The sequence below is a fragment of the Arcicella sp. GW822-FHT02H01 genome, assembly GCF_058802005.1.
On the sequence record NZ_JBXANT010000001.1, the window covers coordinates 4,247,002 to 4,260,868 of the forward strand.

10 protein-coding genes are annotated in these 13,867 nt (G+C 37.5%); 6 read left to right on the top strand and 4 right to left on the bottom strand.

The window, feature by feature from the left end; genetic code table 11:
• Positions 1-528 precede the first annotated feature (528 nt).
• Together AC1RNE_RS17705 and AC1RNE_RS17710 are read left to right on the top strand one after the other, a co-directional pair.
• Positions 529-4,023, top strand: a complete 3,495-nt coding sequence (locus AC1RNE_RS17705; protein ID WP_492802695.1) for an amidohydrolase family protein — start codon at positions 529-531, stop codon at positions 4,021-4,023.
• 279 nt (positions 4,024-4,302) lie between these two features.
• A complete protein-coding gene (locus AC1RNE_RS17710) occupies positions 4,303-5,979 on the top strand; it encodes an alpha-amylase family protein (protein WP_492802697.1) in 1,677 nt (558 codons plus the stop codon).
• Positions 5,980-6,289: 310 nt separating this feature from the next.
• Here the strand turns inward: AC1RNE_RS17710 and AC1RNE_RS17715 are convergent, their stop codons facing one another.
• Both AC1RNE_RS17715 and AC1RNE_RS17720 read right to left on the bottom strand, forming a co-directional pair.
• On the bottom strand, positions 6,290-6,418 hold the full coding sequence (locus tag AC1RNE_RS17715) for a hypothetical protein (protein WP_492802698.1): 129 nt from the start codon (positions 6,416-6,418) through the stop codon (positions 6,290-6,292).
• A 337-nt stretch (positions 6,419-6,755) separates the two neighbouring features.
• Positions 6,756-7,319 (bottom strand): dihydrofolate reductase family protein, encoded by a 564-nt coding sequence (locus AC1RNE_RS17720; protein WP_492802700.1) that lies wholly within the window; start codon positions 7,317-7,319, stop codon positions 6,756-6,758.
• 247 nt (positions 7,320-7,566) lie between these two features.
• On the opposite strand from AC1RNE_RS17720, the gene AC1RNE_RS17725 reads away from it, so the two are divergent.
• From AC1RNE_RS17725 to metQ, 4 genes are all read left to right on the top strand, one after another.
• A complete protein-coding gene (locus AC1RNE_RS17725) occupies positions 7,567-8,133 on the top strand; it encodes a dihydrofolate reductase family protein (RefSeq protein ID WP_492802701.1) in 567 nt (188 codons plus the stop codon).
• 513 nt (positions 8,134-8,646) lie between these two features.
• The gene (locus tag AC1RNE_RS17730; RefSeq protein WP_492802702.1) at positions 8,647-9,675 is read left to right on the top strand and encodes a methionine ABC transporter ATP-binding protein; all 1,029 of its coding nucleotides are present in this window, start codon (positions 8,647-8,649) and stop codon (positions 9,673-9,675) included.
• The gene (gene metI / locus AC1RNE_RS17735; RefSeq protein ID WP_492802704.1) at positions 9,668-10,324 is read left to right on the top strand and encodes a methionine ABC transporter permease MetI; all 657 of its coding nucleotides are present in this window, start codon (positions 9,668-9,670) and stop codon (positions 10,322-10,324) included. Before AC1RNE_RS17730 ends, metI begins: the two co-directional genes overlap by 8 nt.
• A gap of 11 nt (positions 10,325-10,335) precedes the next feature.
• Entirely contained in the window at positions 10,336-11,142 is an 807-nt protein-coding gene (gene metQ / locus AC1RNE_RS17740; RefSeq protein WP_492802705.1) for a methionine ABC transporter substrate-binding lipoprotein MetQ, read from the top strand.
• A 70-nt stretch (positions 11,143-11,212) separates the two neighbouring features.
• Here the strand turns inward: metQ and AC1RNE_RS17745 are convergent, their stop codons facing one another.
• Together AC1RNE_RS17745 and AC1RNE_RS17750 are read right to left on the bottom strand one after the other, a co-directional pair.
• Positions 11,213-12,874 carry a serine hydrolase domain-containing protein gene (locus AC1RNE_RS17745; RefSeq protein ID WP_492802707.1) on the bottom strand — a complete coding sequence of 554 codons (1,662 nt, stop codon included), beginning with the start codon at positions 12,872-12,874 and terminating at the stop codon, positions 11,213-11,215.
• Between the two features lie 74 nt (positions 12,875-12,948).
• A complete protein-coding gene (locus tag AC1RNE_RS17750) occupies positions 12,949-13,758 on the bottom strand; it encodes a helix-turn-helix domain-containing protein (protein WP_492802709.1) in 810 nt (269 codons plus the stop codon).
• Positions 13,759-13,867 lie beyond the last annotated feature (109 nt).

The window sequence follows — 13,867 nt, forward strand, 5'->3', positions numbered from 1 at the left end:
TTACCACAGCACTGCAGAAGCAACTACTAAAGCAGAGCAGGAGCAAAGCGAGTATAATAAAACTATATAAAACTTAAGAAAACTATATAAACCTAATAACAACAACAGCAATGAAAAAAGTTGTTGTTGTTTTGAAGAATTGATATTTAAGTTTTTAAAAATCAAAGATAAGCTGAGGGCATATTTTTTATAAAAAGTGAAAAAGCTTTTAAAAAAAGTCTTTCCGCTCTCCAAAAATCATGAGGAAAGATTTTGTTTTTTAAAGAAAAAACGCTATATTGCTTAAGAGTTTCGATGCCTGTTATCTCCTATGTTCCTGTTAAAATCAAAAAATCTTTCCCAGTTTTTTATCAATGGAAATGTTAAACGTTTTCTGATTGATTTTGTGTGCTGGATAAATACCGATAGCATAGCACTAAGTTATATCGTCTGTAAAGAGTGGGTGCGAAAAAACACCTCTCCAAAATATTTATCCTAAAAAATAATCATTATTTTAGCTTAACAATTCAACAACATTAAATCAACAAAATGAAAATCACTTTTCCACAAACTAATCCTAAAAACCTATTGATATGCCTAGCCGTCACTGTATTTGCGATGATAGGAATGGCTAACTCAATCACTAAAATGCCACTGTTGCGCAATACTGCTGGCGATACCCTCAAAAAAGACACTACCAAGTATGTTGGTTACAAAGACTTACCCCTAAAGGCTACCCGTAAATTCAAACTCAATACCGACGAAGGTACATGGCTGTCACTAGATGTTAGTCCAGATGCTAAAACCATCGTTTTCGACTTGATGGGTGACTTATACACCATGCCTTTTGCAGGTGGCAAGGCTACGAACATTACCAAAGGCTTGGCGTTTGATACCCATCCACGCTATAGTCCAGATGGTAAAAAACTGCTTTACATCTCTGATAAAAGCGGTTCTGATAATGTTTGGGTGATTGATTTTGAGAAAAAAGATACCGTACAAGTTACGAAAGACCGTGACCAAAACTTTGAAGCTGCAGAATGGACACCCGATGGTAATTATATCGTTTTTGCCAAAGGACGCATGAACGTGCAGTTATGGATGGTGCACAAAGATGGTGGTGGAGGTGTTCAGTTAATCGACCAACCAGCTAATTTAAAAACGATAGACCCTGCTGTAAGTCCCGATGGACGATACATTTATTTCTCGCAAAGAAGTGGTGCTTGGAACTACAACGCCATGATGCCACAGTACCAAATCGGCGTGTACGACCGTGACAATGCTAAACGCACTACGATTACCTCAAGATATGGCTCGGCATTTTCTCCGACATTATCAAGTGATGGAAAGTGGATGGTGTATGGTTCACGTTTTGAAGAAAAAACGGGCTTAGTATTAAGAAACTTGGAAAGTGGGGATGAAAAATGGTTGGCTTATCCAGTACAAAGAGACGAACAAGAATCCATTGCTACGATGGGCGTGTTACCTGCGATGTCTTTCACACCCGATAATCAGGCTTTGATAGCATCTTATGGAGGTAAGATTTACAAGATTGCCATTAATGGCGGTACGCCAGTACAGATTCCGTTCACGGTAGATATGGAAGTAGAAATGGGACCAAGATTAGAATTTAAGTACCCAATCTCAGACACTACCCAAACCTTGATTTCTCAAATCCGTGATGCGGTGGCTTCGCCAGATGGGAAGAAATTAGCCTTCACGTCATTGAATCGCTTGTATGTGGCGGATTATCCCAATGGTACACCACGCAGAATCACGAATAATGAATTTACAGAAGCACAGCCTGTGTGGTCGAATGATGGCAAGCAATTGGCTTTCATTACATGGACGGCTCAAGGTGGAGACCTTTATAAAGTGAATGTAAACGGTACAGCCAATTTGCAAAAACTAACGACTGTTTCAGCCTTGTACAGTCAACCCGTTTGGACACCCAAAGACGATAAAATCGTATTTATTCGTACCCAAAAGAGAGCCTTCAAAGAATCGGTTGGTCCTGTTGCTCCGAGTTCAGAAGATGAAGTTTGCTGGATAGATGCTAAAGGAGGAGCTATTACGGTGATTGATAAAGCACAGGGACGAGGAGCACCACATTTTGTTAAAAACGTCGATAGAATTTATTTGAGCGGAGGTGATGGTTCACTAATCTCTATTAAATGGGACGGTACTGATGAAAAAGTACATGCTAAAATTACAGGGATTACCACCTACGGCATGAGCATAGAAGGCGAAGAATATGTACACAACTGCATGATTTCGGAGAAAACAGCCGAGGCCATGGAAGTAAACAGGGCAACGAATGCTTCGCAAGTGATGATGTCGCCAGATGGTGAAAGGGCTTTGGCACAAGTAAACAATGATATTTATGTAATGACGATTCCTAAAACGGGTAAGACCGTAAATATCTCTGTTTCTGACCCTGCTTCGTCACAATTCCCAGCACAAAAATTAACAGAAATAGGAGGAGAGTTTCCTTCATGGTCTAGCGATGCTAAAAAAGTACATTGGTCGTTAGGACGTTATCATTTTGTGTTTGATTTAGACAAAGCCAAAGCTTTTGAAGACAGTGTGAAAACGGCTAAAAAAGCGTTAGAAAAAGCCAAGGCAGATTCGTTGCATAAAGTGAAAACTGATACGTTGAAAATCAAGGTAGATAATAAAGTAAAGGCGGATTCTGTTGCTAAAAAAGTAGCTGTTAAGAAAGCTGATGCAACGTATAAACCTGAGGAGGTAGAAATCAAGCTTTATTTCACACGCGATATACCTACAGGAAATGTATTGTTGAAAGGAGGGAGAATCATTACGATGAATGGTAATGAGGTGATTGAAAACGGAGATGTACTGATAGAAAACAACCGAATAAAAGCGGTAGGCAAAAGCGGAACGTTGAAAGGAGTCGGCAATGCCAAAGTAATTGATGTGAAGGGCAAAACCATCACCCCAGGGTTTGTTGATACTCATGCGCACATGTGGCCACAATGGGGTATTCAGAAAAACCAAGTATGGATTTATGCCACCAATTTAGCTTATGGCGTAACAACTACACGTGACCCTCAAACGGCTACTACCGACGTATTTACATATAGCGATATGGTAGATGCGGGTAAAATGGCAGGCCCAAGAATTTATTCAACTGGTCCGGGGGTTGGCTTCTGGTCGTATAATATCAAAGACTCGACAGGGGCGATTAATGCGTTGAAACAATACAGCAAATATTACAACACAAAATACATCAAAATGTATTTGACTGGTAATCGACAAACCCGTCAGTGGATTATTAAAGCGGCAAAAGACCAAAAATTGATGCCTACGACGGAAGGTGGTTTGAACTATAAGCTGAACATGACTAATATGCTAGATGGATATCCTGGGCACGAACACGCTATTCCTGTATATCCCTTGTATAACGATGTGGTGAAATCTATCGCTTTTTCTAAAATGGCAGTAACTCCCACTTTCTTAGTTGCTTACGGAGGACCTTTTGCAGAGATTTTTTATTTTGAAACCGAAAACCCGTACCACGACAAAAAGATGCAGTATTTTATGCCTTACGAAGAGTTGGCAGAAAAAACACGTAGGGTATCTGGCTGGTTTTTACCAGAAGAACACGTTTTCCAGAAACATGCTAAATCGATGAAATCGATGGTAGAAAATGGTTCATTGGCAGGTATTGGTAGTCACGGAGAATTCCAAGGGTTGGGTTATCATTGGGAATTATGGTCGATGCAAAGCGGAGGGATGAAAAACCTTGATGCCTTAAAAGTTTCTACGATTTTAGGAGCAACAGCTTTGGGCTTAGACAAAGACCTTGGCAGTATCGAAAAAGGGAAATTAGCTGATTTATTAATCATGGATAAAAATCCTTTAGAAAATATTCGTAATTCAAATACCTTGAAAATGGTAATGAAAAACGGAAGAATCTATGACGCGAATACTTTGAATGAGATTTATCCGACGCAAAACAAATTGGTAAGAAGTGAATACGAATTTGAAAAGCCTGCGGAGAATACGGGAATAAAAGAATAAATAAACAGTCGCTTGAAGCGAGCTACTGCATATCAAAAATCCCTCTTATGAAAATAAGAGGGATTTTTTGTTTTAGTGCATCCTTAAAACTGGATTAATGCCAGAAAAAATTTATTTATTCCAGAAAACAAACCTAGGGTTTACCCTAAGGTTTCTTATTTTAAGAAGAAGTAAATTTGTTGCACAATTTTGTTGCATTGATTTTTAGCCCTAAATATTAATCAGCAGATTGTCTTTCCAAAACCAAAAAATTGATTCACTCTCATTTTTAAATTCTTTATGAACCGTAGAAATTTTATTCAAACTACAGGTTTATCTCTGGCATCAGTCATTGTCAGTGATAGACTTTTTGCTACTACTGCTCCACCCACTAAACAACTTATCAATTTACCTGACGACGTATCGGCTATCATCAATGGACAAACTGTAAAACTTATTGGCAAGGGAAAACAAACGTGGACTTATCAAGGTACAGTAGTAACCTTAATCAATACACAAGACAGTATTAAGGTAGGAATTCAAGCACCTAAAGTAAGTTTAAGTGAAGTGACTTTATCTTGGGAAGTACCACAAAAAGATACCTCCGTTATCTTAAATGATCATTGGGAACGTACTTATGGCGATATTTCATGGCACAAGCCTATTGCTACTGAAATACTTCCTTGGTATTTTATGGAGCATAACCATCAGCAGACCAATGGCTTTGGCGTAAAAACAGGAGCAAATTCCTTTTGTTTTTGGAAAGTATCAGGTACAAATTTGAGCTTAACATTAGATACCCGTTCAGGAGGAGATGGTGTACAATTAGGAGATAGGAAATTATTAGCTGCCGAGATAGTCACTCTTAAAAGTAAGACTGGCGAAACGGCTTTTCAGGCTACTAGAAGATTTATGGGTGTAATGTGTGCCAAAGCACGAATGCCCAAAGAACCTGTTTATGGCATCAATGATTGGTACTTTAGCTATGGCAACAATTCTGATAAACTGATTTTAGAACATACAGAATTGATGGCTCCGATGGCTGATAGTTTATCCAATCGTCCGTTTTCAGTAGTAGATGCTGGTTGGTTTATTGGTCCACCTTCAGCACCGAACGATTGCTGTTGGGGTGACCGCATGGATGTGCCAAATAGCAAATTTAAAGACATGGCGAGTCTGACTGACAACATCAGAAAGACAGGTATGCGTCCCGGTATCTGGACACGCCCACTTTGTGGCAGTGCAAGTGATGCCAAAAGCTTAGTATTACCTCTCATCAAAGGCAGGGAAATCAATAAGCCTGTACTAGACCCAAGTATTCCCGAAAATTTAGAAAGGATAAAAGGCTATTTTAAGTTGTATAAAAATTGGGGTTATGAAATGGTAAAATTCGATTTTACAACTTTCGACCTCTTTGGAAAATGGGGCTTTGAAATGTTGAAAGACGGTAAACTGACGGACTCAAACTGGCGAATGTATGATAATACTAAAACCAATGCAGAGATTATCAACACACTTTATCAGGCAATTAGAGAAGCCTCAGGCGAAACCTACATCATTGGCTGTAATACCATTAGTCATTTATCAGCAGGGCTTTTTGAATTGAACCGCATTGGCGATGATACCTCTGGCAAAGAATGGGATAGAACCCGCAAAATGGGTGTAAATACTTTGGCTTTCAGAGGTGTTCAACATGGCACTTTCTATGCAGCCGATAGCGACTGTGTAGGGTTGACCAATCAGGTACCTTGGGAGAAAAATAAGCAATGGATGGAATTAGTCGCCAAAAGTGGCACGCCTTTATTTATTTCTGCACAACCCGAAGCCACAGGGACAGCACAAAAAGCCTTTATCAAAGAAAGCTTTAAATGGGCATCGCAAAAATTACCAGTAGGTGAACCACTAGATTGGCAACAAAATGCTTTCCCTACAAAATGGAAGCTCAATGGGAAAATTGAGCATTTTAATTGGGATTAAAAACACCAACAAAGGTGAAATCAAATACTTATCCCTAGCGAGAGACTTAAGTCCCTCGCTAGGGATAAAAGTTTACAACCGTGGTCTGTGGGACACAGACCACGGTTTGAGATTAATAAAAAAACCACCTTATAATAAAATTAATTTGATTGAAATAATAGTAGCTAGAGTCAAAGAGTCATACTTTTTGGCTCTATTTTTTTAAGACTTTCTTCTTTGATTTCTATGACAAAAACAAGGAAAAGTTAGCGGAATTTTCATATTTTTATTTTCTTTGAACGACCGAAATAACTCGATGCAAAAGTTTTGCTTATACAGCATTAGGTACAAATATTTTTTTCTTGCCTTCAACTACTTTTTTGGGGTAATACTCTTGGAGTAGAATATCTAATTTAACAGCCGTCAGAGATGCCATGTGTAAGGCTGTTTTTAGTGTCATGTTAGTTCCTTATTTCTATATGCTCTCTCTCAAAATAATCAAGATAGATCTACATCAAGGGATAAGCCTTAACGCTTCTTTGGTGTTATAGTTCACCTATCTTGATTGACTTTTTAAAGAACAAAATTAAAGCAATAGTTTTCCACAATTATGGATAACTTTAAAAGAAAAATATTATAGTAGTAATGATTCTTCTATTTTTAGAATATTAATAGTAAACAAAAGTAAAGGTTGGTGTCATTCCACCAATAAGCCGAAGAAATGTGTTGCTGTCGCCAATGTTGTTGGTGAACAAACAGCAACAACGGCATAGGTAAAGACTAATAACATCACTAATTCACAACTTTTTCAAATACCGAAGTGCCACACATCCCGATTCAAAAACCTTTGTCTCAACAAGTTTTAATTGCATCACCTTTGGCAGGTTGACGCCTTGCATCAACCTTGTGCCTTCTCCTACGATAATGGGGTGAATGACAAAATGATATTCATCAATGAGGTCAAGCGCGATAAGTTGCGAGGGAATATCTACGCCACCCGTTATAATATCTTTGCCTTCTTCTTGTTTCAATTTAAGTATTTCGTCTCGGAGGTTTGTACGAATGATTGTCGTATTTTTCCCCTCAGCCTTCTCTAATGACTGTGAGACGACTACAATTTTTTCAACAGCATCGAATACTTGGGCAAATTCGTCCATTGCTTTGGTCGGAGCAGTATGATTTTTTGCCACATCAGGCCAAAAAGGAACCATCAATTCATAGGTTTTTCGCCCGTACAAGAGTACGTCAGCCTTTCGCATCAATTGGGTGAAATATTCATGCACGTCTTCATTGCCGTTTACTTTAGTGTGGTCGCAGCATCCATCCAAAGTGATGTTGATTCCGAAGATTAGATTTCTCATTTGACTACTGATGGGTTTAATTTTCTTTTAAAGGTAATAATTTTTGCTTTTCGAGATACCTCCCAGAATAAGTCGAGGAAGCGAGGGTAATTGTGTATCAAACCCGCTATATTTTCTAACAACATAAGCGACATAATTTTTACGCAAATGATACCCTACAATGTCGTAAACACACCCATTATATCAAAAGGCGTCTGGTTATCTTTGTTATAGAAAGCAACACAACTATCTTTTAAACGCTATTGCTATGAGAAAATTAAAATTACAGGTACAAATGACCATCGATGGTTTTGTAGGCAGACCAGATGGTCAGCTAGACTGGATGTGGATTCCTGGCGGAAGGGATGAAACCGTTTTTACAGACATCATTGACATAGCCGATAGTTGTGATACTATTCTGCTGGGACGTAAAATGACTCGAGGCTTCGTTGACCACTGGGAAAATATATTTGATAATCATCCCGAGAGTAATGAACACCCGTTGGCTCAACGAATGGTAAATATGAATAAGGTAGTATTTAGTAAAACAGAAACTGTAATATCAGGCAGGAACTTGGAGGTAGAGAATGGAGACCTCGTTACGGCAGTGCAAGCACTGAAAGAGGAATCAGGCAAGGATATGCTTGTTTATGGCGGAGCCAATTTTGTAAGTTCACTCATTAGTCATAATCTTATTGATGAATATTATTTTTTCAGAAATCCCGTTGTAATCGGTACAGGACTTTCAATTTTTAATGATACAAGGTTTCTGAAATTAGAAAGTACAGTTACCTACAAAAATGGAAAAATGCTTTGTAAATATCTGCCTCTGTAGTGAATGTTACGTTGGTCGGGATGTTAGCTTGCTACATCCTCGACCTTTTAACAATTAATTTTTTATACTATTTTTTTTCTATATAAAATAATATCTATAGATTTTATATAGTAATGGCAGATAATTACTACTTTTGTACCCAAGATTCAAATACAACAGCATTTGCAAGGTATCAATGATGATATATTGCTAGATGAAAATACCATTGAGTTATTATATCGGGAAAGGATATTGAAAATATAATTTGCAAATCCAGCGATATAACTCGGTGGATTTTTTATTTTAGAATGAATTTAAAATGCAGATAGCAATAAAAAATATGATTGTAATTAATCAATAATATATCAACAGCATGGTGATGTTTTGTTGTATGCTTACGACGCGATGTTGCCATATTTAACCCTAATTCAAATCTTTTGAAAGGCGTTACGGCAAACCGTGACGCTTTTTTTACACTAAAAAAATGGTTTATAGCATCGATAATTAACAAACTAAAAATTCAATAAAAATCTAATGATTGAAATTAAAAATATCTCCAAAACTTTTCATCAGCAAGAACAATCATTCAAAGCACTTGATGAAGTAAGTTTAAATATAGAACAAGGTGATATCGTCGGAATCATCGGTTTTTCAGGTGCTGGAAAAAGTACGCTGATTCGGTCGGTTAATTTGTTAGAAAAACCTGACCAAGGTCAAATTATCATCAACGGAAAAGATTTAACAACGTTAAATAATAGAGAATTGGCAAGGGAACGTAAAAAAATCGGAATGATTTTCCAACATTTTAATCTTCTTTCTTCCAGAACTGTTTTTGACAATGTTACATTGCCTTTAGAATTGGACAATACCAGTAAGTCAGAAATTGAAAAAAAGGTAAACCAACTTTTAAAAGTCGTCGGTCTGGAAGATAAAGCAAAAGATTACCCAAAAAGCCTTTCGGGAGGACAAAAACAGCGGGTTGCCATTGCCAGAGCTTTGGCAAATGACCCTTATTTGCTACTTTGTGATGAAGCCACAAGCGCATTAGATCCCGCTACAACGCAATCCATTTTACAACTGTTGAAAGACATCAATCAAAGATTGAACATCACCATTTTACTGATTACTCATGAAATGGACGTGATAAAAGCCATCTGTAACCACGTTGCCGTCATAGACAAAGGAAAATTGATTGCAAAAGGAACGTTGGAAGAAATCATATCAAATAAAGAAAACCCTATTATCAAACAATTTATAATTCCTAAAACAGCGACTATACCTCAATCTTTAAGCAACCAATTACAGCCAGAACCATCGGTAGGTTTGTTTCCCTTGGTGGAAATCGAATTAAATGGTCAAATTTCGTTTGAACAACTTTTATCCGTCGTGCACAGTGACTATAAAATTCCGTACAAATTGTTTTCGGCAGAAGTGGAATACTTAGGTAAAGCCAATTTTGGGAAATTATTATTGTCCTTACAAGGAAGTTCGGACGAAAATGAAAAAGTGATTCAGTATTTCAATCAAAATAACATTCTAAACACCATTAAAGGATATGTTTGAGCAAACAACTATTTCATTGCTTTTAAAAGGAATTTGGGAAACCGTTTTTATGACGTTTACATCTGGATTTTTTGGTTTTTTAATCGGACTTCCTTTGGGAGTCATTTTGTTTCTTACAAAAAAAGGTCAGCTACTTGGAAACAGTTTTTACAACCGTATATTATCGGTATTGGTAAACGTATTCCGCTCCATTCCTTTTATCATTTTAATCGTGTGGCTCATACCATTTACAAGAGTATTGGTAGGAACCTCCATTGGTGTAAATGCAGCGTTGGTTCCGTTGAGTATTGGTGCTGCACCATTCATAACACGGTTGGTAGAAAACAGTTTGCTTGAAGTGCCAAACGGATTGATAGAAACTGCCAGAGCATTGGGGGCAAGTCCTTTACAAATTGTTATCAAAGTTTTGTTACCTGAAGCATTGCCTTCTTTAATAAATAATGCAAGCATTACGCTCATCACATTAGTAGGATATTCTGCCATGGGCGGTGCGGTTGGTGCTGGCGGATTGGGACAAATCGGCTACCAATATGGTTATGTCGGCTACGATGCTTTTATTATGAATACGGTTTTGGTTTTATTGATAACATTAGTATTTGTCATTCAGTTTTCGGGCGATAAACTTTCTAAAAAATTTAATCACAGATAAAAAATAGAAAAATGAGAAAAATAGGATTATTAAGTTTGGTTACGGCAGTATTATTATTTAGTTCTTGCGGAAATTCAAAAAAGAATGACCCGAATCATATCATTGTTGGTATTACTTCGGGCTTAGAACAAGAAATTGCCGAAGCCGCCAAAAAAGAAGCCAAAGAGAAGTACAATTTGGAAGTAGAATTGGTTGCGTTCAACGATTATGTTATTCCAAACGAAGCCTTGAACAATGGCGAGATTGACATAAATGCCTTTCAGCACGTTCCGTATTTAGAAGAACAATCCAAACAACGGGGCTACAAATTGGCGGTTGTGGGCAATACGTTTGTTTACCCAATTGTGGCGTATTCCAAAAAAATCAAAAACATTTCTGAACTGCAAAACGGTAGCACGATTGTTATTCCAAACGACCCGACCAATGGCGGACGTTCATTATTGCTTTTACAAAAAAACGGTTTGCTGAAACTAAAAGAAAATGTTGGACTTTTACCAAAGGTAACAGACATTATTGAAAATCCGAAACTATTGAAAATTTTGGAAATAGAAGCCCCGCAACTTCCCACAGTATTAGATGACAAAGAAGTTACGATTGCTATTATCAATAACAATTTTGCTGCGCAAGCTGGATTAAATCCTGATGAATTAGGGATTTTGAAAGAAGAGAAAGAGTCACCTTATGTCAATGTGATAGTAGCAAGAGAAGACAATAAAAACGAAGAAAAAGTAAAAAATTTCGTAAAAGCTTATCAGTCAGAAGCCGTTGAAAAAGCAGCCATAAAAGCTTTTAAAGGTCGTGCAGTAAAGGGTTGGTAGTCTTCAAAGAATGAATTGTTCACTTTAAATGTTGGTCGGGATGTTGGCTTACTACATCCCGACCCTTCCTCTATTTTAAAACAGCAGGCAAAAGATATTCTCTCACTATCGTATCCGCCTGTGGATGAGCATAAGGTTTGTTATAAGCCTTGGCTGTTATGATGATAACGATGGGCAAATCTTTGAAGATGATAAATTGATTACCGCCATTTCCTGCACAATAAAAGGCCTCATAATTCTTACCCGCTACCTGAAAGGTCTTATTCCAAAACAAATAACTATAATATTCATTATCCCTTTCAGGAATCTGTATTTGCTTGGTCAATGTTTTGGCAACCCAGTCGGCAGGAATAATTTGCTTGCCCTGCCATTTTCCGTTGTTTTTATACAACTGTGCATACTTAGCATAATCTATGGCCGTCATCTGTAAGCTTCCAGCGGTATTTACTACGTTTTGTGGAGTATATTGCCACTGGTATTTGGTGATGTTTAGAGGTTTAAACAGTTTTTTGTCGGTATATTTTTCTAAGCCTTCTGGCACAGTCTTATGTAAAATATCACCCATCAATACTACGCCTGCGGTAAAATAATCCCACTGGAAACCGTTCTTTTTCTGAGTATCCATGGGTAAATCTAGCGTGAATTTTACCCAATTATCAGTAGGATACATATTCTCTTCATTGCCTAGTGATTCGCTACGGGCGTCTGAACCTTCAAAGGCAGAACTCATCATAAGTAGGTTCTTTATGGTTACCTGTTCTTTGCTTTCAGCGTAATTAGTAAACTTCTTCAAATCATAAAATGCCTTCAAGGGTTGGTCTTCGTTTTTAATATAACCACCCTTGATAGCAATGCCCATCATAGTGGAAGTAAATGATTTTCCTGCCGACCGTGGGTCATGAAGGGTGTACCTGTTGGCATCGTTAAAATATTCCTCTAACAATAATTTATTGTCTTTGATAACCACAATGCTCGTAATATCCTTTAGCTCGTATTTAGCAATAGCAGTATTCAAGGCTTCTATCTTCTTCGTGTCGTATTTAGCCTTTGATATTTCCCAATCACTGTTTGGGACTATTGGTTGTATGGCTATTTCTTCCTTCGTAATCACAGGCGTTTTAATGACCAATTCTATTTGTCCTTGTGCAATAATATTGCCTACTCTTAGGTCATTATCACTTAATCTTACATAAGGCTTGAGTACAATTTTTAGTTGATGTTTCCCTTCTGTCAGCGCCTTGTCGCCTCCATTTAGTTTGAATCTGTCCCACATATACATCGCCCACCAGCCTTCACCCGTAGTACTTGTGAGTGGCACTCTAAAAGTAGTCACCGTATTTTTATTCACACTAGACCCAAAATTACAGCCATGATGGATATTTTCTTGGTAGATAAGATTGCCATCAACAAAAAAGGAAAACTGCAGATTGCCACTTTTTAAGAGTTCTTCAAGCGATAATTCGGGTGCTAATTGATGAATATAATTAGTGACAGAATTTGCCATAAATACCCTGATATTTAGGCTAGTTTTGCGGGATAATTCAAAAGTGTTAAGAAAATCCTCCTCCTTATAAACATTCAGAGGAATGTTGCTAGCCATAAAAGTAATCCTCCCTATGTTGGCTTGGTGAAGTGGATTAGTAATGGCTTCGGGCGTGATAATATCTTTTATTTGCCCAGAGGTTTTTAGTGTAATTAAAACACTGAAAAGAATGATTAATACCTGTTTCATGAGAATGCGTTATTTCAGAGACAAATTTAAGCGGAGGGATTTTTCCAAAATAGAACAGGATTAACATGGAAGCCTTAACTAAAAAGTATTTTTCGATAGGCAGAAGGATTCATGCCATTGATTTGTTTAAAACAGCGTATAAAATGGCTCTGGTCGGCAAAACCACATTCAAAGGCGATATCGGTTAGTTGTTTACGTTTGTCAGATAACATGGAGAGCGATTTTTGCACTTTCAATTTTCGGATGTATTCGCCAAAGGTGCAATGAAAGTATTTAGAAAAGTCTCTGGAAAGGTGTACGGGATGAATATTGAGGGTTTCGGATAAAAAGCCTAACGTAAGGTTATCAGTAAACTGGTCGTTCAGAATTTCATTGATTGTGGCAACCCATGAGGGGTGCTTGTGTAACAACGATTGACGACCCTCCGCCATTTGCGATAACATATCTAGCAACAATCCTTGGATAGATAGGGGAGAGGTAGGGTCTTGTATTTTTGTTTCTGTAAATATTTTATACATCAAAAGCTTGAAGTCGGGGTCGGATAGATTCATATTGCCTTGTATGTTATCTGCCTTTAAAAACAATTCATCAAACCAACTTTTTTCGATTTCTACGTGAAAACCTCGGGTAAAACCTTCGGGCTTGATATTGTAATGTGCATCCTGCCAATGATGAAATAACAACGTACCAGCAGGGCAATGATAAACCTCTTTTTTATTGCCTTCAATTACGTTGCCTTCTAGGATAAAGGTAAAATAGGCATGTTCGTGGTAGTGCCAGTCTACTTTAGGTTGCGTATAAACGGTATCCGTTAGCGTAAGTCCATCCAGATGAATGGTTTGATTCGTTTGCCCGTAAAATTCTCCCTTCTTTAAATGATTCATCGTAATATATTAGCTAACGGTAACATTGTTTGACTAAATTTCGATGGCAATATACTGTAAATATTAATGAACTAGTTTTCATTTGGGATGAATAGGCTGATTGATGGGA